Origin of the sequence: Uliginosibacterium flavum, assembly GCF_040566545.1 — a bacterium.
GTDB lineage: Bacteria > Pseudomonadota > Gammaproteobacteria > Burkholderiales > Rhodocyclaceae > Uliginosibacterium > Uliginosibacterium flavum.
Genome location: NZ_JBEWZI010000029.1, coordinates 21,610 through 40,428, shown reverse-complemented (window position 1 = coordinate 40,428; position 18,819 = coordinate 21,610). Strand labels below are relative to the sequence as shown.

The window sequence follows — 18,819 nt, the reverse complement described above, 5'->3', positions numbered from 1 at the left end:
TTTCGTCGAATTTTCGCCCTCGCGCCGATTTGACCGTGCGCGTGGCTTTTTAACGCCACTTGTTCAGCGTTGCCCTAGGTAGAACGCGACTCTCCCAATCTCCGTGCACAGAAAACCGGTTGCGAGCACTCTCGCAATTACCAGGGGTTCTGGCTCCGGCATCCTGATGGTCAATTCATTCTCTTTCATTTTTTTGTCGAGTGACTTTGATGGCGTTTCTGACCGGATTCTGCGCGCTGATTTGGTCGGCGAGCGCGAGAAGATCAAGCCGCCAGCATACGCCTCATTCATTGCATCGCGACGCACGATCCAGGCTGATCCGTGAATTCCAACACGCTTGTGCCGTATGTTGAGAACGGGTGCTATTTGGCTATGTGGCTATGTGGCTATGTGGCAAAACGCGCTCTCGTCGATCATCCTGGATGATCGTAGGTGGACGCGCCCGAGTGGGTTGTGATCCTTAAAGTCACAGTTGACGCGCTGCAACGTGGCGTTTCCCCTTCGACGGCACTCAGGACAGGCTTCGGCAGGCTCAGTACGAACGGGTTTTTGTGGGCATACCAAAGAGTGATTCCCTTTGTTGGCCGTTCGCCCCCCGTTCAAGCCGGGGGCAGGCTCTGAGCTTGTCGAAGGGAAAGCCACTTTCGAGACGGTCAGCTACGGCTTCCAGGTTAAGCAGGCTCAGTATGTGCAAACCATTCGGTCATCACATGCTTGAATATCCGCCACCAGCGTGCCTTTGCAGCGTGCATGGCTGGATATCAGCGCCCAGCTTGGTTGTTGGGTGTGCCTGCCCGGAGAGGTCCGCTGAATGCGGCTCTCCGGGCACGTCATTAGACGACGGCTTTATTGCCCTCAGCCACCAGGCGCTTGAGTTCCGGCACGCAGGATCCGCAGGAGGTGCCGCATTTGAGCGAGGCTTGCAGCGCATCCAGATTGGCGCCGCCGGCTACCGCAGCGCGGATTTCATTCTCGGACACGTTGAGGCAGTTGCACACGATTCGCCCGCGTGCCGAGCCCGCGACTGGTGCCTTGGGCAGCGGCGCGAAGAGCCAGCGGCGCACGGTGTCGGTGGGCGCGCGCTCGATCATCAGCTCCTTGAGCCAGCCGCCAGCGGCGGTTTCGCCGGTCAGGCGCAATCCCGTCAGCATGCCTTCTTCGACGATGGCTTTCTTGCTGACACCACGTCGTGCATCCGAATAGGCCATGCAGTGCTCGCCTTGCAGGTCCATCAAGGCGTCGAGTTCGGCCAGCCATTCTGCGGGAATCGGGCTGCTGTGGGCGATGCGCAGCACCACCGAGGGGAAATCGCGCCCGGCCAGCGAGACGGCGGCGTAGTCGAACTTGCGCAGCCAGGGCTCCAGTGCGGCCGCGCGTTCCAGCGAGAGCTGGTTGGCCGCATCGGCATACACGGCGCTACGCATCAGCAAAGCCTGGTAGGGCAGTTCGATCTTTTCGATCTGGATGGCGGCGTGTTTGAGTTCGGGCTGCTTCGAGTGCGGATCGACCTTGTTGAGGGTCAGCTCATTCACGCCGGATGAACTCAAGACATTGCGTCCCCAGTGCATGGCGATGAAGGCATGGCCGGGGCGCACTTCTTCGGTGGCGTGGGCGCGCAGGACGATGCTGCCGCGCCGGCTCTTGACCCGCACAAGATCGCCGTCGGCAATGCTGCGCCGGTCCAGATCGGAGCTGTTCAGATCGATACGCGGCTCATCGACGTGGCTATACAGGCGCGCCGCCTTGCCGGTGCGACTCATTCCATGCCACTGGTCGCGCAGGCGGCCGGTGGTCATGCGCAGCGGGTAGCGGGCGTCGATGGCCTCGCTGGTCAGGCTGGTCGCCGGGACGATGAATTGTGCCTTGCCCGATGCGGTCTCGAATTTGCCGTCCGCATATAAGCGGGTGGCGCCTTCGCTGGCACCTGCTGCGAAGGGCCATTGCTGCGGGCCACGTTCATCCAGCAGGGTGTAGGACAGGCCGGTGATGTCCAGATCGCGGCCGCGGGTGCTTTCGGCGTGCTCCAGGAACACCGATTCGGCTGTGGGGTAAGCGAAGAGACGTGCCGCATCGGGCTGGCCGAGCTTCTCGCCGAGCTTGAGGGCGAAGTCGCGCGCAATCGCCCAGTCCGCACGGGTCTCGCCGGGGCCGGGGATGGCGGCATTCACGTGGGTGATGCGGCGCTCGGAATTGGTGACCGTGCCTTCCTTCTCGGCCCAGGTCAGCGCGGGTAATTGCAGGTCGGCGTAGGGCGCGGTTTCGGTGTTGGCATAGGCTTCCTGCAGCACCACGAATTCGCACTTTTCCAGCGCCTCGCGGATCAGCGCCTGCTGCGGCATGGAGTGGGCCGGGTTGGTGCAGGCGATCCACAGGGCCTTGACCTTGCCTTCACGCACCGCTTCAAACAGTTCGATGGCGCTGTAGCCGGGTTTTTCCGGCACCGATTCGATGCCCCACAGGGCGGCCACTTCGGCGCGGTGCGCCGGGTTGGCCAGGTCGCGGTGAGCCGAGAGCAGATTGGAGAGGCCGCCGACTTCGCGCCCGCCCATGGCGTTGGGTTGGCCGGTCAGCGAGAAGGGGCCGCAGCCGGGCGCACCGATCTTGCCCAGCGCCAATGACAGGGCGATCAGCGCGGTGCCGTTGTGCGTGCCGTGATGGCTCTGGTTCAGGCCCATGCACCACAGCGACAGCGGTGCCTGCGCTTCGCCCCACCACTTGGCCGCTTTGATGATGTCATCGGCCGGCACGCCGCAGATGCCTGCGGCCACCGCCGGAGTGACGTCGCGGACGACCTGACGCAGGGCCTCGAAGCCCTCGGTGTGCTCGCGCACCCAGGGCATATTTACGTAACCCTCCCATAGCAGCACGTGCAACATGGCGTTGAACAGCCAGATGTCGGTGCCGGGCAGGATCGCCAGATGCAGATCGGCACTCGCCGCCGTGTCGGTGCGGCGCGGATCGACGACGATGATCTTCATGTCCGGCCGCGCCGCCTTGGCGGCTTCGATGCGGCGGAAGGCGATCGGGTGAGCGAAGGCGGGGTTGGCGCCGGCGATCAGCATGCAATCGGAATGATCGAAGTCCTCATACGAGCAGGGCGGCGCATCGGCACCGAGGGTCTGCTTGTAGGCGGCCACCGCGCTGCTCATGCACAGGCGTGAGTTGGTGTCGACGTTATTGGTGGCGACAAGCCCCTTGGCCAGCTTGTTGAAGACGTAATAGTCCTCGGTCAGCAACTGGCCGGAGAGATAGAAACCCACCGCGTCCGGACCATGTTCGCGGATCACGCTGGCGAACTTGTCGGCGGCCGTGTCGAGTGCCACGTCCCAACTCACCCGCGCACGCGCTTCGCCTTTGCTGGTGCGCAGCTCGGGGTAGAGCAGGCGGCTTTCCGGGCGGGCCGTGAAGTGCAGGGTCGAACCCTTTGTACACAGCCTGCCGAAGTTGGCCGGATGTTCCGGGTCTCCACGCACTTCGATGACGCGCGCACCATCATGCTGGATGATGACGCCGCAGCCAACGCCGCAGTAAGGACAGGTGGATTTCGTTTCGGCCATGGTGATTTCAGCTCAGAGTTGCGTAGAGACCAGTCAGTTTATCCATGACTTGCAGGATGTTCTCGGAACTCACCGCAACATTGGTGTCCAGATACTCTTGTTGCTGGGTCTTGCCGCCGCCGCCGCGCAGGGCGTCATCAAAGAACATCCACTGGGTCTCGGCCAGGGCGATCCATGAGGAAGTGTCCTTGGTGTTTTCGGGGGCGTTCTTGAGGGTCTGCATGGCGGCCATGAAGTCCTTGCGTGCCGTGTCCAGATTTTTGCGCAACTCGGGTGAATCGATGCCGTTGGCGATGAGGAAGTAGAACTTCGACATGCGTTGCGAGAGCATGCGCTGACGGCCCGCGATATTCACCAGTTTTCCCAGCGAGCTGCCGTTGAGCTTCTCCAGCTGCAGCGTGCCTTCGTGCGCCGTGGCGAGCACCTGTTCGTTGAGTGCGGCGACGGTCTTGAGGCCTTCGGCGCTGACCGGGCTGCCGACCACGCGTTTGTAATCCATCCAGCGCGCGCCCAGCAGGTCGTAGGTCTGCACGATGTCGCCGGCATTCTTGCTGCTGGCCACATTGCGCAGGGTCGTGAGCTGGGTTTCGAACAGGTTCATCGAGGTGGCCATCAAGCCACGTGCATCGGCCTCGCGAATGCCGCGGATCTGTTGGGCATACAGCTTGGCCATGCGCTGCGACAGCATGCGCTGGCGCCCCGCCTGATTGATGGCCTCCAGCAGGCCGATCTCGGCCGGCCTCGCGGGGGCAGCGAGTACGCTGGCTGCGAAGGGAAGGCTGCCCAGGGCAAGGAGCAGGTGACGACGCTTGGGGCTGAAGGCGCTATTCATTATTTTTCTCTCTCTGTTGAAGCGGGGGCAGTTCAAACCGACAGGAAAACGACGCCATCCTCCAGCTTGACGGCGAAGGGCTTGGTGCAGCCGATATCGGGGGCGACAGCGTTGCCGGTTTCCAGTTCGATCTTCCAGCTGTGCAGCGGGCAGGTGACCTGCTTGCCGTGCACGATGCCTTGCGACAGCGGGCCTTGTTTGTGCGGGCACTTGTCATGCACGGCGAAAACTTCGTCATCCGAGGTGCGGAAGATGGCGATGTCGCCATGCTTCTCGCTTTTGACAACACGCGAGCCCAGTTGCGGGATGTCGGTGAGGGGGCAGATTTTTTTCCAGTCGGACATGGTTAATTCCTGTGTGGGGAGTTTGGATTTTGCAGGAGCGGGCCAGCCCGCTCCTGCTATTCAGGCGTGCGTGTCTTCGTCGTCAGAGCCGAAGGCTTTTTCCCAGTCGTTCATGACTCACCTCAGACCGTGATGTCTTCGAACGCTGCACGCAGCGTGGCTTCGCCGTCTTTCTCGCTGCGCTCCAGCCACGGGTCCTTGTAGTCCTGCACGGCGTAGAGCAGGCGCTCGTAAAGTTCGCGGCGCAGGGCGGCGTTCTCGACGATCTTGCCCTTCACGTATTCCAGGCCGACGCGCTGCACGTAATGCACGGTGCGCTCCAGGTAAAAGCCTTCTTCGCGGTAGAGCTGCAGGAAGGCGCCGGAATACTCCATGACTTCTGCGTCGGTCTTGACCTTGCAGAAGAACTCGGCGACTTCGGTCTTGATACCGCCGTTGCCGGCGACATACAGCTCGTAACCGGAATCCACACCGATCACGCCAACGTCCTTGATGCCGGCTTCAGCGCAGTTGCGCGGGCAACCGGATACGGCCAGCTTGACCTTGTGCGGGCTGTACATGCCGAAGAGCATCTTCTCCAGCTTCACGCCCATGTCCATCGAGCGCTGGGTGCCGAAGCGGCAGTGTTCGGCGCCGACACAGGTCTTCACTGTGCGGATGCTCTTGCCATAAGCATGGCCGGAGACCATGCCGGCCTTGGACAGGTCGGCCCAGATCTTGGGCAGGTCGTCCTTCTTGATGCCGAGCAGATCGATCCGCTGACCACCGGTGACCTTGACGGTCGGCACCTTGAACTTGTCGGCAGCATCCGCGATGGCGCGCAATTCGTTGGGCGTGGTCAGGCCGCCGAGCATGCGTGGCACGACCGAGTAGGTGCCATCCTTCTGGATGTTGGCGTGGGCGCGTTCGTTGATGAAACGGCTCTGTGCGTCATCCTTGGCTTCATGCGGCCAGGTCGAGATCAGGTAATAGTTCAGCGCCGGGCGGCAGGAGGCGCAGCCATTCGGCGTCTTCCAGCCCATGGCCTTTTGCACCGAGGGAATGTCGATCAGATGCTGGTCGCGAATGGCGGCGCGCACTTCGCCGTGCGAATGTTCGGTACAGCCGCACACCGCCTTGTTGTTCGAATCGGCCGGGGTGTAGGCGCCGCCGACGGTGGAGGCGATGATCTGCTCGACCAGACCCGTGCAGGAGCCACAGGAGCTGGAGGCCTTGGTGTGCTTGCGCACTTCGTCCAGCGAGAACAGGCCGTTTTCCTTGATGGCCTTGACGATGGTGCCCTTGCACACGCCGTTGCAACCGCAAATCTCGGCCGTGTCCGGCAGGCTGGCGGCCTGATTCTGGCCTTTGTGTCCGGCGTCCCCCAAATGGCTCTTGCCAAAGAGCAGGTGGTCACGGATGTCAGAGATGTTCTGGCCATCCTTGAGCATCTGGAAGTACCAGGAACCATCGGCGGTATCGCCATAGGCGACGGCGCCGATGATCTTGTCATCCTTGATGACCACGCGCTTGTACACACCAGCAGCCGGATCGGACAGGACGATGTCTTCAGTGCCTTCGCCGCCACTGAAGTCGCCGGCCGAGAACACGTCGATGCCGGTGACTTTCAGCTTGGTCGAAGTGACTGAGCCTTGATAGCGGCCAATCCCGTATTCGGCGATGTGGTTGGCGGCGACCTTGGCCTGTTCAAACAGCGGGGCGACCAGGCCGTAGGCGATGCCACGGTGCGCAGCGCATTCGCCCACGGCATACACGCGCGGGTCATAGGTCTGCAGCGTGTCATTGACGACGATGCCGCGATTGCAGTGGATGCCGGCGGATTCGGCCAGCGCGGTGTTGGGGCGGATGCCAGCAGCCATGATGACCAAGTCGGCGGGGATGCTTTCGCCGGTCTTGAGCTTGAGTGCGCACACGCGGCCACTTTCGCCCTGCACCAGTTCGGTGGTACTGGCCGACAGGCGGAACTGCATGCCCTTGGCTTCCAGTTCCTTCTGCATCATGTTGGCAGCAGTCTGGTCGAGCTGGCGCTCCATGATCCATGCGCCCAGGTGCACCACGGTCACACTCATGCCGCGCAGGATCAGGCCATTGGCGGCTTCCAGACCGAGCAGGCCGGCACCGACGACGACCGCGTGTTTGTAGGTTTTGGCGGCTTCGATCATTGCATCGGTATCGGCAATGTCACGGTAGGCGATGACGCCCGGCAGATCCTTGCCCGGCACGGGCAGGATGAAAGGATTCGAGCCGGTGGCCAGCAGCAGGCGGTCGTATTCCGCTTCGGTGCCGTCACTGGCAATCACCTTGCGCGCCTTGCGGTCGATCTTGGTGATCGTCTTGCCTGTATGCAGGGTGACGCCGTTGTCCTTGTACCAGTCCAGGTCGTTGAGGATGATGTCCTGGATGGTCATCTCGCCGGCCAGAACCGGGGACAGCATGATGCGGTTGTAGTTGGGGTGCGGCTCGGAACCGAAGACGGTGATGTCGTACATGTCCGGCGCGATCTTGCGCAGCTCTTCGAGTGTGCGTACACCCGCCATGCCGTTACCAACGAGAACAAGCTTGAGCTTACTCATGTGCAATCCCTCTGTAGAAGCGGTGGAGATTTGTTCCGTTTCCAAACCCATCCTGTCTTTGTCGACTTCGACTTGCCGTGCCTGAGCACTGTCGGCGTCTTGTCTTCGCGGGATGATGGATTTGGAAACGGAACGAAGCCTCCGTGGTTGAATTTCAGCCACGCCAGAGATCGCCGTTGATCCTGCATCGCCGGGCGTCGTTGCCCGTCGATTGGCACGCGAACCGCAGTTCGCGCGTGATGCGCTATTTGACGTAGATCAAAGCAGCTTGCGTGCCATTCTCGTTTGTTTTGTTTTTTGTTTTTAAATCAATGGCTTGATGTTTTTTGAAAATGCCTCTTAGCGCGCTGCGTACCGGGCGTGCTTCGATCCGGTTCATGTGCTGCTCAGCTCTGGTGCATGCCTGAATAGCCGCATGGGGAGGGCTTCTTCAGGTAGGTGTGCCTGCAGATCAAGGCTGCGAGTGGCTCTTCAGCATCCCAATCCCACCAAATTCGTGGAATAAGTTTTCTTAATAGAAACATTAACTTACGTTTATTTTTCTTGAGAGGAATGTCTTGTTGAAATCTGTTTCGCCGCGGCGCACAGACTCGTCACGCTTTCAGTTTGTGCTCACTGCCATACATTCAGACTTTTATGCGCGCTTGCCGCCGTCTTCGATGAAATGTGCGGATTGCTGCTCCGAAACAGGGAAGACCAAGGGCTCCCAAATACCATCGAAGGCAACTTTTGTCTCGGTTTTATTTTTTTATAATGTATAGGTGTTTGACGACTCCTGACGTCGGGAAAAATTCGTTGTAAGCAATTTGGCGAAGTCGTCAGCTACCAAAGGCGGACTAAACAAGAATCCTTGCCCTTCGTCGCATTTTTGGGTCTGCAAAAGTGCTAGTTGCTCGGCCGTTTCCACGCCCTCGGCGATGATTTTTTGCTTGAGGTTTTTGCCCATGCCGATGACGGCGTTAACTATGGTCGCATCATCAGCATTGGTGGTGATCTCGCGCACGAAGGATTGGTCGATCTTGAGGGCGTCTATCGGAAAGCGCTTTAAATAACTCAAGCTTGAATACCCGGTTCCAAAGTCGTCGATTGCGAGGCGCATGCCCATAGCCTTGATTGCGACCAGCACTGCTGCCGAAGACTCGGCGTCTTGCATGAGAATGCTTTCAGTCAATTCAAGTTCGAGATAGCGTGGCGCCACTCCTGTCTCTTTAAGGATCAACGCTATGTCTTCGAGAAAATCCTCGCGCCTGAACTCCAGGGCTGAAATATTCACGGCCACTGGCACAACGTGCAAGCCTGCATCTAGCCAGGCCTGAATTTGCCGGCAGGCTTCGCGCATAACCCACCGGCCAATAGGAACTATGAGCCCACACTCTTCTGCAACAGGCACAAACTGCGCCGGGGAAATCAGTCCAAGATCCGGATCGTGCCAACGAATGAGTGCCTCGGCACCGGTCATGAAACCCGAGTCGAGGTTAATCTTCGGCTGGTAATGCAGCACGAACTCGTTCTGTTTGAGTGCACGGCGCAGGCTGCTTTCAACGAACAGGCGTTGCACCGCAAGGGAGTTCATATCGGCTGTGAAAAACTGATAGCTATTACGCCCGTCAGCCTTGGCGTGATACATGGCAGTGTCCGCGTTTTGCATCAAGACGTCGACGTCACTTCCGTCGTCAGGATAGACGCTGATGCCAATGCTCAAAGTGACATGTAGTTCATGTTCGCCTATCACGTGCGGCACAGCGAGTTTGGTGCGCAAAGTTTCGGCGACGTACGCTACGTCTTGCGGCCGCTCGATTTCGCTCAACAGAATCACGAACTCGTCACCGCCCTGTCGGCAAACCGTGTCGGTGGCACGCACGCAAGCTGCCAGCCGTGCTCCGACCGCCTGTAGCAGTTTGTCGCCAACGGCGTGCCCAAGCGAATCGTTGATGTGCTTGAAATAGTCAATATCCAGAAATAGCAGTGCAGCTTGCTTGCCGTATCTATTGGCTCGCCCGATTGCCTGTGATAGTCGTTCTGTCAGCAGCACTCGATTAGGTAAGCCCGTGAGGCAATCGTGCTGAGCCAGATGAAACATTTTCTGCGCCATGCTGCGCGACGCACTAACGTCCTGAAACACGATCACGGCACCGACGACTCGCCCGTCGCGGTCGTGAATCGGAGCGGTGGAGTCCTCGATGGGCGACTCAATGCCATCGCGGCGCACCAACACACAATCCATGGGCAGTCCAGCTGTCTTGTCCTCATTGATGGCGCGTTGCGCAGGATTGTCTGCGGCTTGACGTGTAGTACCACTGATGATCTGGAACACTTCCGTAAGTGGGCGTCCCAAGGCCTCTTCATACCCCCAGCCGGTCATTACCTCGGCCACCGGATTCATATACGTTACTTTGCATAGAAGGTCGGTGCACAGCACCGCATCGCCTATGGAATTGAGCGTGACCTGGGCACGCTCCTTCTCTTCGAACAGGGCGTCTTCTGCTATTCGCAACTGAAACTCGGCTGTCTTGCGCGCGGTGATGTTCTCCACCGTTTGTACATGCCCGCGCGAGCTTGTCCTGTCCAGCATTGGTGCTACGTTCAGGCGTGTCCAGACGATGCTTTCATCACTGCGCAGAAAGCGCACTTCGGCGTGAATCGATGCATGGCCCGTTGGGGCTGCGCGCCATTCGTCAAGAACCCGCTGTCTATCCTCGGGATGTATTGCCGAGCTCCAGTTTGTGCCCAAGGCTTGCTCATGCGTAAGCCCCGATATCTCGCCGTAAGCCGCGTTTGTATAAACGCAGCTGTCCTGTGCATCCGAGACAAATATACCCAGCGGAGAAGCATCGCATATTGTTCGGAAGCGTTCCTCGCTATTGCGCAGTGCGTTGCGTGCGTTTTCACGCTCGATGACACAACGCAGGGTACGTGGCAGCCAATGAGCATCGAGATGAGCTTTGGCAAGATGCTCATGTGCGCCACGCTGCACGGCCTGACGCGCAGTTTCTTCGCTGCCAGCGCCACTGAGAACAAGAATCAGGGAATCCGGAGTGGCTTGCGCCACCTGATCGAAGGCCTCGATGCCTTGGCTATCGGGCAATGTCATATCCAGCAGAATTACTTCAACACGCTCTTCATTCAGTCGTCTTAGCGCATCAGCAAGGCAAGTCACCAACTCCACATGAAAGCGCCCGTCTTCCATGTCCGTGAGGGCCTCCTGGATCAGTTTGGCGTCAGCGGGATCGTCTTCGATGAGAAGTACAGTGGTGGCATCATTCATGGGATGGTGCCGGGAATGGGTTTCGCGTATTCAGGTCGAAGCCATGCGGACGCGCTATCGTGAGGCCTTTGACAACGATGCCAAGGGCAGGTCTTGCCCGTAGTCCCTGAGGCTCAAGCGCGACAGGGGAAATCCTATATAGGCCTTGCTCCATTGGAAAGTCCATCCTGTCTTGTGCACGTGTCCAGCACTATCAATACATCGGAGGCGTATCAGTTAATGCGTGTTGCGAGGGTCAAGCTAAGGTGAGCAAGCTTCTTGTTCGAGTAGCAAACTAAGTGCAAATTCCGGTATGGTCGGTTCGGTGGAGTACATAAGACCAAGAATTGATAGAAAGCCGTCGTCAGATCGGCATTGATGACATCGCAATGCGATCAGCCTGTTCATGCAGCCTCGAGGAGTTGCGGTACCACGTGCAAGCGGCTCTCCTCCCGCTTGGTGCCAGTGGTGGCTTGGCCTGATGCTTGTTACGCGGGCACGCTGAGACGAATGGCAGCCCAACTCCGGAAGGGGTAAGGCTGCATGTCTCTGGGGGGCAGAGCATCTATCGGCACTGCGCCTGGCAACGCACCCCTACGCCGGCGTGAAGGGTTCTGATTTTGATATGCTTGAAGAGCCGCTCCGGGCGGACTTCTTTGGCATGCATGCCTGAAGATGCATTGTGGCCGTGCATCTTCGGTTGGTGTGCTTGTAGACCAAAGCTGTGTGCGGCTCTTCAGCCAGGCTTTGTTTGAAGCCGGTGTTGGTGTGAGATACGTGGTTTTCGATGACGCACAAATGCAAACGCCCGCCGAGGCAAGTCGGCGGGCGTTTGCATTTGTGCGGCAGGCCTCAGGCGGCTTTCTTGACTTGCTTCTGGTACAGGAACTCCAGGATCGCGGCGCGGCAGCGGATGAATTCGGCGTCGTTGGCCAGCGCGAGTCGATTGCGTGGTTTGGCCAGATTCACTTCGAGGATTTCGCCGATGGTCGCGGACGGGCCGTTGGTCAGCATGACGACGCGATCGGACAGCAGGACGGCTTCGTCCACGTCGTGGGTGACCATGACGACGGTGGCGCCGGTCTTGCCCATCACGCCGATCAATTCGTCCTGCAGGGCGGCGCGGGTCAGGGCGTCGAGTGCGCCGAAGGGCTCGTCCATCAGCAGGATCTTGGGTTCCATGGCGAAGGCGCGGGCGATGCCGATGCGCTGTTTCATGCCGCCGGAGATCTCGCCGGGGTGTTTGTCGGCGGCGTGAGCCATGTGCACCATTTCGATGGCGGCCAGGGTGCGGGCCTTGAGTTTGCTCTTGCTTTCCTTCGTGCCAAAGACTCGTTCGACGCCGAGATAGACGTTTTCGAAGCATGTCAGCCAGGGCAGCAGGGAGTGGTTCTGGAAGACCACCGCGCGCTCCGGGCCGGGGCCGGCGATTTCGCGTCCGCCGCAGATCAGTGCGCCATCCGTGGGCAGGGTCAGCCCGGCAATCAGGTTGAGCAGGGTGGATTTGCCGCAGCCGGAGTGACCGATCAGCGAGACGACTTCGCCTTCGCGGATCTGCAGGTTGATGTCGCGCAGGGCGATGAATGGACCTTTCTTGGTCTCGAAACTCATGCCGATGTTTTCGATTTGTACGAGTGATTTCATGTTCGTTCTCCTTCTTGATCAGCTGTTGCTGTCGTAGCTGAAGCGTTTGGCGATGCTGATCAGGGCTTGTTCAAGCGTGAGGCCGACGATGCCGATCACGAAGATGGCGATGATGATGTTCTCGACCTTGAGGTTGTTCCATTCGTCCCACACCCAGAAGCCGATGCCGACGCCGCCGGTGAGCATCTCGGCTGCCACGATGACCAGCCAGGCGGTGCCGATGGACAGGCGGATGCCGGTGAGCATGTAGGGCAGCACCGAGGGGAAGAGGATCTTGGTGATGATTTTCCACTCGGACAGATTCAGGACGCGGGCGACGTTCATGTAGTCCTGCGGGACGCGTTGCACGCCTTGGGCGGTGTTGAGGATCATTGGCCAGATCGAGCAGATGAAGATGGTCCAGGTGGCGGCCGGGTCGGCGCGTTTGAACACGAGCAGGCCGATCGGTAGCCAGGCCAGCGGGGATACGGGGCGCAGCAGCGAGATGATCGGGTCGAGCGCCTTGTTCAGGAACTGGAAGCGACCCAGCAGGAAGCCCATCGGGATGCCGATGGCGGCGGCAAAACCGAAGCCGATGGCGACGCGTTTGAGCGAGGACAGGATGTTCCAGCCGATGCCCTGATCATTCGGGCCGTTGCTGTAGAACGGATCTGAAAACAGGACGATGGCGGCTTTCCAGACGACTTCTGGCGTCGGGATGCCCTTGTTCTTCATCGATACGATGGCCCAGATGCCGATCAGCAGGGCGAAGCCGATCAGGGGGGGCAGCAGGGCTTTGGCCAGACGGCTGGCGAATTCGCGGACTTCGGAGGGTTTGCGGGCGGCGGGGGCGGCTGCAGGTGTAGCGGGGGCGGGGGCTGTTGTGCTCATGTTGTCGCTCTTTTTGCTGGTCTTGCCGGATGCGGACTTGGGGCTGGGGGTGTTGCTCAAGGAGATGGCCATGCTGCTTGCGGTCATGATGGGCTCCGGGATTCAGGCTGCGGGTTGTGAGGCCCGCAGCGGTTTCAGACAGGTCAGGCTTTGATCTTGAAGCTGGCGGCGTACTTGGCCGGGTCTTTGCCATCCCACACCACGCCGTCGAAAAACTTCGAGCTGCGCATGTCGGACTTGGGAACCGGCGCCTTGACGATGGCGGCCGCTTGTTTATAGAGCGCTATCTGGTTGATCTTTTTGGCGGTGCCCAGGTAATCCACATCGCCCTTGAGCAAGCCCCAGCGCTTGTGCTGGGTGAGGAACCACATGCCATCGGACAGGAAGGGGAAGTTCACCTGGCCGTCGTTGTAGAACTTCATGTAGTTCTTGTCGGACCAGGTTTTGCCCAGGCCGTCTTCGTACTGGCCGATCATGCGGCTGCGGATGACGTCGGTATCGGTATTGACGTAGGACTTGGCCGAGATGGTTTCGGCGGTCTTGCTGCGGTTGGCGGCGCTCGCATCAATCCACATCGAGGCCTCGAGAATGGCGCAGATCATGGCGCGCGCCGTGTTCGGGTACTTGGCGAAGAATTCGGCAGTGGTGCCCAGAACCTTTTCCGGGTGATCCGTCCAGATGTCCTGCGTGGTGGTGGCGGTGAAGCCGATCTTGTCGATGATGGCGCGCTGGTTCCAGGGCTCGCCCACACAGTAGCCGTCCATGTTGCCAACGCGCATGTTGGCCACCATTTGCGGCGGCGGTACGACGATGGTCTTGACGTCGCTCATCGGGTTGATGCCGTTGGCCGCCAGCCAGTAGTACAACCACATGGCATGGGTGCCGGTGGGGAAGGTCTGGGCGAAGGTGTATTCCTTTTCCTTCTTGGCGATCAGCTTGGCCAGTGAGGCGCCATCGGTCACGCCCTTGTCCTTGAAGCTGTTGGCCAGCGTGATGGCCTGACCGTTGTTGTTCAGGGTCATCAGGACGGCCATGTCTTTCTTTGGGCCGCCGACACCCAGATGCACGCCATATACCAGGCCGTACAGCACGTGGGCGGCATGCAACTCGCCATTGACCAGCTTGTCGCGTACGCCGGCCCAGGAGGCTTCTTTGGTAGCATTGATCTTGATGCCGTATTTCTTGTCCAGGCCCAGCACACTGGCCATGACCACGGAGGCGCAGTCGGTCAGCGGGATGAAGCCGATATTGACTTCGGTGAGTTCGGGCTTGTCACTGCCTGCGGCCCAGGCGCTGCTGGCGGGCAGCAGGCCGGTTGCTGCGACTGCGGCGGCGCTGCTCACGGCAACACCTTGTTTGAGGAAGCTGCGGCGGCTGAGGGTGGCATCGAATTTCTCCGTCATGTTTCTCTCCTGGGATACAAAGGCTAAGGGGCGTCAGAAATGCAAACGGCGTCACAGCTCCCATTGCCTCGATGAGACGTTGGGGGCTGGACGCCGTTGTCCATGCAAGCCGTCATTGGCTTGACTTCACGGACTACTTAGCAGGCAGCGTGCCAGTGTTTAAAAACTGTTTGAATTCATGGTTTTGAGAGTTTTTTTAATGCGGGAGGCGGGCTGATGCGCCCGCCGTGTGCGCCGCCTCAGTGCGAGCGGCGGCTGTGCTGCACCAATTTGATCTGGATCAAAAGGCTGTGTCGGCGGTATGGGTATTGCCGGCTTCAGCCAAGCAGGAGTTCGGCGGCCGAGACGATCTGGCTGGCGACATCGCCGAGCTTGAGTCCGCGTTCCATCGCCATCTTGCGCAGGGCGTGATAAGCCTCGTCCTCGCTCATGCCGCGCGATTGCATCAGCAGGCCCTTGGCCTTGTCGACGATGACCCGCTCCGAGAGTTTGCGTTGTGCGGAGTCGCGTTCGGCCCGCAGGCTTTGATATTCGTCGAAGCGCGCGGTGGCAACCTTGAGCAGGGATTCCAGGCGGGAGGGGGCGAGACCGTCCACCACATAGGAAGAGACGCCCGCGCGCATGGCCTGGCGGATCACGTCGTCGGTGTCGTCGTCGGCGAACATCAGTACCGGGCGCGGAAAGTTTCGATCCAGTGCCGCGAGATTTTCGAGCGTATCGCGGCTGGGGGAGTCGGTGTGGATCAGCACAACGTCCGGGTGCAGGCTGACGACTTTATCGTGCAGATCCAGTGCGTCCGGCAGCACAGCGGCAACCATATGGCCGGCGCGAGTCAAGCCTTCGCAGATTTCGAGGGCGCGTTCCTGGATTTCATCGATAACGAGGATTTTGAGCATGGTTGGGGGGCGCAATTATTTTTAGTGCCCTCTGCGGGGCGAATGGCCTCCAGTATGCCCGTGACGGCAAGGTGTTGTGCAGCTTGCCTGAAAAAGCTTTTCCGGCTATTATCGTCGGTTCTCTTGCCCCACCGGTACGCATGCCGGGGGGCTGTTATCAACCCGTAAGGAGTTTGCATGCGACATTATGAAATCGTATTCATTGTCCACCCCGATCAGAGCGAGCAAGTGCCCGCCATGATCGAGCGCTACAAGGCCCTCGTGGCTTCGCGCGCTGGACACATTCATCGTCTGGAAGATTGGGGCCGCCGCCAACTGGCTTACCCGATCCAGAAGATCCACAAGGCCCACTATGTTCTGATGAACATCGAAGTGGATCAGCCGACCCTCGACGAGATCGAACACGCGTTCAAGTTCAACGACGCTGTGCTGCGCCATCTCACCTCCAAGACGAAGAAGGCTGTTACCACGCCGTCTCCGATGATGAAGGAAGAGAAGTCCCGCTCGCTGACCTCGGCTGCTCCGGCTGCTGAAGAAGCCAAGGCCGACGTCGCCGCTGAGCCCGCAGCCTGATTGGAGTGAGCGCAGAAAATACGCTTCGGATGACCGGGACGCTCGTCGCACGTGAATCACTGCGATGGACGCCCGCCAGAGTGCCGGTACTGGAGTTTCGTATCGAACACCTCTCCCGGCAGATGGAAGCCGGTACCGAACGCGAAGTTTCCTGCGAACTGACCATCAGGGCTATTGGCCCCGCAGCACATCAGATCGAGGTGGTAGCACTGGGTTCCCAGATGAAAATCGAAGGTTTCATCGCCGCGAAAAGCGCGAAAAACCGGGCTCCCGTACTGCACGTTAGAACATTTGAATTGTTGGAAGGAATTTAATCATGGCATTCAAGCCTGGCAAGAAAGACGAGAAGAAGGGCGGCAATCGCGGCGGCCTGTTCAAGCGTCGCAAGTTCTGTCGCTTCTCCGCGGAGAAGATCGAAGAGATCGACTACAAAGACATCGAAATCCTGAAGGATTTCATCTCCGAAAACGGCAAGATCATGCCGGCGCGTATCACTGGCACCAAAGCCGGTTATCAGCGTCAGCTGTCGACGGCCATCAAGCGCGCACGTTTCCTGGCGCTGATGCCTTACACCGATCTTCACCAGTAATCCGGGGGAAAATACGATGCAAATCATTCTGCTGGAAAAAGTCGTGAACCTCGGCAACCTCGGCGACGTGGTTAACGTTAAAGAAGGTTATGCCCGCAACTTCCTGATCCCGTCTGGCCGCGCCAAGCGCGCCAACAAGATCAACCTGGCCGAGTTCGAAGCTCGCCGCGTTGAGCTGGAGAAGGTCGCTGCCGAGAAGCTGGTCGCCGCTCAAGCTGCTGCCACCAAGGTTGAAGGCCTGACTGTTCAACTCGTCCGCAAGGCGGGTGTGGATGGTCGTTTGTTCGGCTCTGTGAGCACCGGCGACATCGCCGAGGCGCTCGTGGCGCTGGGCCACAAGATCGAAAAGGCTGGCGTTCGCCTGCCGAACGGTGCAATCAAGCTGGTGGGTGACCATCCGGTTGAAGTCGCGCTGCACACCGATGTTGTGGTTGCCGTCACGGTTTCCGTGTTGGGCGAGCACTGATCTTGCGGCACCTGCGGGTGCTGTATGATTAAAAAAAGGCTGCGATTCGCAGCCTTTTTTTATTGCTGCGTCGCGGAACTCGTGCGCAGCCAGGCACTCACAGAGGGGTAAAATTGTGCCCTGATTTGTGCTCTTTCCTAATCTTCCGGAGTTTTCATGATTCGTCGTCTGCTGTTGGCTGCCAGCCTTGCCATTCCTCTCTGCAGCTTTGCCGCGCTGCCGATTCCGCCTGAAGTGGCAGCACGCAGCTATGTCGTGTTCGATGCGCAAAGTGGCCAGACTTTGGCCAGTGCGAATGCCGATACGCATATCGAGCCGGCATCACTGACCAAGCTGATGACGGCTTATTTGAGCTTCAAGGCCGTCAAGGAAGGCCGCCTCAAACTTGAGCAACAACTGCCGGTGTCGATCAAGGCCTGGAAGAGCGAAGGCTCGCGCATGTTCCTCGACATCAAGGTGCCGGCTAAAGTGGACGACTTGCTCAAGGGCATGATCGTGCAGTCGGGTAACGATGCCTGTGTGGTACTGGCCGAATCGATTGCCGGCAGCGAAGAGGCGTTTGCCGTGATGATGAACGCCCAGGCGCAGAAGATGGGTCTGGCGAATACGCACTTTGCCAACAGCGCTGGCTTGCCCGATGCGCAGCAGTACACGACAGCCAATGATCTGGCGAAGCTGTCGCAGGCGATCATTCGCGATTTTCCGGAGTTCTATCCGATCTACGCGATGAAGTCCTTCACTTACAACAAGATCAAGCAGGACAATCGCAACCTGCTGCTGTATCGCGACCCGGATGTCGATGGTTTGAAGACCGGCCACACGGCTTCGGCTGGCTATAACCTTGTTGCAACGAGCAAACGCGGCGGGCGCCGCGTCATTTCGGTGGTGACCGGCACCACGGGCATGGAGGAACGTGCGCGTGAATCCGCCAAGCTGCTGGATTGGGCTTTGCTCAATTTCGAAACCCCGCGTCTGTTTGCCGCGCGTCAGGCTATCGCCAAAGTGCCGGTCTATAAAGGCGTTGCGCCGGAGGTGACGGTGGGTTTTGCGGCGGATCAATACATCAGTGTGCCGCAGGGCAAGGCGGCTGAAATCAAGCAGGAAGTCAGCTTGAAGAAGCATATGATCGCGCCCCTAGCGGCCGGGCAGGAGGTGGGGCGTGTGCGTTTGAGCCTGGACGGGCAGGCGCTGGCTGAATATCCGCTGACGGTGCTGGATGCAGTATCCGAGGGCAGCTGGTGGCGTCGTCTGGTCGATACGATCCGTCTGTGGTTCGCTTGATTATCCCGATTCGCAATAGCGCCGATGCTTTGCCGACTTCGCCCCTTCAACCGGGCTCAGGGCAGGCTTGTCGCGCTCCAGCTTTCTGAGAATCGGAATTAGATGAAATCGCTCCGTTACTCCCGCTGGCGCATCGCCTTTGCGGCATTCTGTGTGCTGGCGCTGGCCGCCGGTCTGTTCGTCGGTGGTGCCCAGCCGGCGGCGGTCGGGCTGATTCCGCCTCCTTGGGACAAGCTCGCGCATGCCTGTGTGTTCGGGGCGATAGCCTTTCTGCTGCATGGCGGCTTGCGTCTGCGGGCCTGGCTGGCCGTCTTGCTGGCGGTGCTGTTGGGGGCCGGTGATGAAATTCATCAGGCCTTCCTGCCGGGGCGCTTTGCCGGGCTGGATGACTGGATCGCCGATCTGTTCGGCGCCTTGCTCGGCGTACTGCTCGTGGGTGTGCTGCGGCGTAATCTTCTGCCACCACGGATTTCATAGCCTGCTGCGTAGCCGCATCGGGCCTGCGTTAGCAGCAGGTCTGCCTGAACACCCGCGCGCCTCCTTGTTC

The 18,819-nt window shown here is 59.5% G+C and carries 16 protein-coding genes; 6 read left to right on the top strand and 10 right to left on the bottom strand.

Annotated elements, in window-relative coordinates; translation table 11 throughout:
* Window positions 1-833 precede the first annotated feature (833 nt).
* The 10 genes from ABXR19_RS18415 to ABXR19_RS18370 form a co-directional block, all read right to left on the bottom strand.
* On the bottom strand, window positions 834-3,557 hold the full coding sequence (locus ABXR19_RS18415) for a nitrate reductase (protein ID WP_354602619.1): 2,724 nt from the start codon (window positions 3,555-3,557) through the stop codon (window positions 834-836).
* Window positions 3,558-3,564: 7 nt separating this feature from the next.
* A complete protein-coding gene (locus tag ABXR19_RS18410; protein WP_354602618.1) occupies window positions 3,565-4,389 on the bottom strand; it encodes a type IV pili methyl-accepting chemotaxis transducer N-terminal domain-containing protein in 825 nt (274 codons plus the stop codon).
* Between the two features lie 32 nt (window positions 4,390-4,421).
* On the bottom strand, window positions 4,422-4,733 hold the full coding sequence (gene nirD, locus ABXR19_RS18405) for a nitrite reductase small subunit NirD (protein WP_354602617.1): 312 nt from the start codon (window positions 4,731-4,733) through the stop codon (window positions 4,422-4,424).
* A 122-nt stretch (window positions 4,734-4,855) separates the two neighbouring features.
* Window positions 4,856-7,306, bottom strand: coding sequence for a nitrite reductase large subunit NirB (gene nirB, locus ABXR19_RS18400; protein WP_354602616.1), 2,451 nt, complete (start codon window positions 7,304-7,306; stop codon window positions 4,856-4,858).
* 244 nt (window positions 7,307-7,550) lie between these two features.
* Complete coding sequence (locus ABXR19_RS18395) at window positions 7,551-7,685, bottom strand: hypothetical protein (protein ID WP_354602615.1); 135 nt, start codon at window positions 7,683-7,685, stop codon at window positions 7,551-7,553.
* 369 nt (window positions 7,686-8,054) lie between these two features.
* Window positions 8,055-10,571, bottom strand: a complete 2,517-nt coding sequence (locus tag ABXR19_RS18390) for an EAL domain-containing protein (RefSeq protein ID WP_354602614.1) — start codon at window positions 10,569-10,571, stop codon at window positions 8,055-8,057.
* An 831-nt stretch (window positions 10,572-11,402) separates the two neighbouring features.
* The gene (locus ABXR19_RS18385; RefSeq protein ID WP_354602613.1) at window positions 11,403-12,194 is read right to left on the bottom strand and encodes an ABC transporter ATP-binding protein; all 792 of its coding nucleotides are present in this window, start codon (window positions 12,192-12,194) and stop codon (window positions 11,403-11,405) included.
* A gap of 18 nt (window positions 12,195-12,212) precedes the next feature.
* A complete protein-coding gene (gene ntrB / locus ABXR19_RS18380; protein WP_354602612.1) occupies window positions 12,213-13,151 on the bottom strand; it encodes a nitrate ABC transporter permease in 939 nt (312 codons plus the stop codon).
* A gap of 56 nt (window positions 13,152-13,207) precedes the next feature.
* Window positions 13,208-14,467, bottom strand: coding sequence for a CmpA/NrtA family ABC transporter substrate-binding protein (locus ABXR19_RS18375; RefSeq protein ID WP_354602611.1), 1,260 nt, complete (start codon window positions 14,465-14,467; stop codon window positions 13,208-13,210).
* Window positions 14,468-14,784: 317 nt separating this feature from the next.
* Window positions 14,785-15,363: an ANTAR domain-containing response regulator gene (locus ABXR19_RS18370; RefSeq protein ID WP_354602610.1), complete on the bottom strand. Its 579-nt coding sequence runs from the start codon at window positions 15,361-15,363 to the stop codon at window positions 14,785-14,787.
* A 177-nt stretch (window positions 15,364-15,540) separates the two neighbouring features.
* Here ABXR19_RS18370 and rpsF point away from each other — a divergent pair, with 177 nt between their 5' ends.
* The 6 genes from rpsF to ABXR19_RS18340 all read left to right on the top strand — a co-directional run bounded on the left by rpsF (window position 15,541) and on the right by ABXR19_RS18340 (window position 18,749).
* Window positions 15,541-15,936 (top strand): 30S ribosomal protein S6, encoded by a 396-nt coding sequence (gene rpsF / locus ABXR19_RS18365; protein WP_354602609.1) that lies wholly within the window; start codon window positions 15,541-15,543, stop codon window positions 15,934-15,936.
* A 5-nt stretch (window positions 15,937-15,941) separates the two neighbouring features.
* Window positions 15,942-16,250, top strand: coding sequence for a primosomal replication protein N (gene priB / locus ABXR19_RS18360; protein ID WP_354602608.1), 309 nt, complete (start codon window positions 15,942-15,944; stop codon window positions 16,248-16,250).
* Between the two features lie 2 nt (window positions 16,251-16,252).
* Complete coding sequence (gene rpsR / locus ABXR19_RS18355; RefSeq protein WP_354602607.1) at window positions 16,253-16,525, top strand: 30S ribosomal protein S18; 273 nt, start codon at window positions 16,253-16,255, stop codon at window positions 16,523-16,525.
* 16 nt (window positions 16,526-16,541) lie between these two features.
* Complete coding sequence (rplI, locus tag ABXR19_RS18350; RefSeq protein WP_354602606.1) at window positions 16,542-16,991, top strand: 50S ribosomal protein L9; 450 nt, start codon at window positions 16,542-16,544, stop codon at window positions 16,989-16,991.
* A 156-nt stretch (window positions 16,992-17,147) separates the two neighbouring features.
* Entirely contained in the window at window positions 17,148-18,272 is a 1,125-nt protein-coding gene (locus ABXR19_RS18345; RefSeq protein ID WP_354602605.1) for a D-alanyl-D-alanine carboxypeptidase family protein, read from the top strand.
* 102 nt (window positions 18,273-18,374) lie between these two features.
* Complete coding sequence (locus tag ABXR19_RS18340) at window positions 18,375-18,749, top strand: VanZ family protein (RefSeq protein WP_354602604.1); 375 nt, start codon at window positions 18,375-18,377, stop codon at window positions 18,747-18,749.
* The last annotated feature ends 70 nt before the right edge of the window (window positions 18,750-18,819 follow it).

Coding starts and splice junctions, on each gene's coding strand:
- ABXR19_RS18340 (WP_354602604.1), top strand. CDS start 18,375: ATGAAATCGCTCCGTTACTCCCGCTGGCGCATCGCCTTTGCGGCATTC.
- ABXR19_RS18410 (WP_354602618.1), bottom strand. CDS start 4,389: ATGAATAGCGCCTTCAGCCCCAAGCGTCGTCACCTGCTCCTTGCCCTG.
- ABXR19_RS18395 (WP_354602615.1), bottom strand. CDS start 7,685: ATGAACCGGATCGAAGCACGCCCGGTACGCAGCGCGCTAAGAGGCATT.
- nirB (WP_354602616.1), bottom strand. CDS start 7,306: ATGAGTAAGCTCAAGCTTGTTCTCGTTGGTAACGGCATGGCGGGTGTA.
- ABXR19_RS18345 (WP_354602605.1), top strand. CDS start 17,148: ATGATTCGTCGTCTGCTGTTGGCTGCCAGCCTTGCCATTCCTCTCTGC.
- ABXR19_RS18375 (WP_354602611.1), bottom strand. CDS start 14,467: ATGACGGAGAAATTCGATGCCACCCTCAGCCGCCGCAGCTTCCTCAAA.
- ABXR19_RS18390 (WP_354602614.1), bottom strand. CDS start 10,571: ATGAATGATGCCACCACTGTACTTCTCATCGAAGACGATCCCGCTGAC.
- rplI (WP_354602606.1), top strand. CDS start 16,542: ATGCAAATCATTCTGCTGGAAAAAGTCGTGAACCTCGGCAACCTCGGC.
- ABXR19_RS18370 (WP_354602610.1), bottom strand. CDS start 15,363: ATGCTCAAAATCCTCGTTATCGATGAAATCCAGGAACGCGCCCTCGAA.
- rpsR (WP_354602607.1), top strand. CDS start 16,253: ATGGCATTCAAGCCTGGCAAGAAAGACGAGAAGAAGGGCGGCAATCGC.
- rpsF (WP_354602609.1), top strand. CDS start 15,541: ATGCGACATTATGAAATCGTATTCATTGTCCACCCCGATCAGAGCGAG.
- ntrB (WP_354602612.1), bottom strand. CDS start 13,151: ATGACCGCAAGCAGCATGGCCATCTCCTTGAGCAACACCCCCAGCCCC.
- nirD (WP_354602617.1), bottom strand. CDS start 4,733: ATGTCCGACTGGAAAAAAATCTGCCCCCTCACCGACATCCCGCAACTG.
- ABXR19_RS18415 (WP_354602619.1), bottom strand. CDS start 3,557: ATGGCCGAAACGAAATCCACCTGTCCTTACTGCGGCGTTGGCTGCGGC.
- ABXR19_RS18385 (WP_354602613.1), bottom strand. CDS start 12,194: ATGAAATCACTCGTACAAATCGAAAACATCGGCATGAGTTTCGAGACC.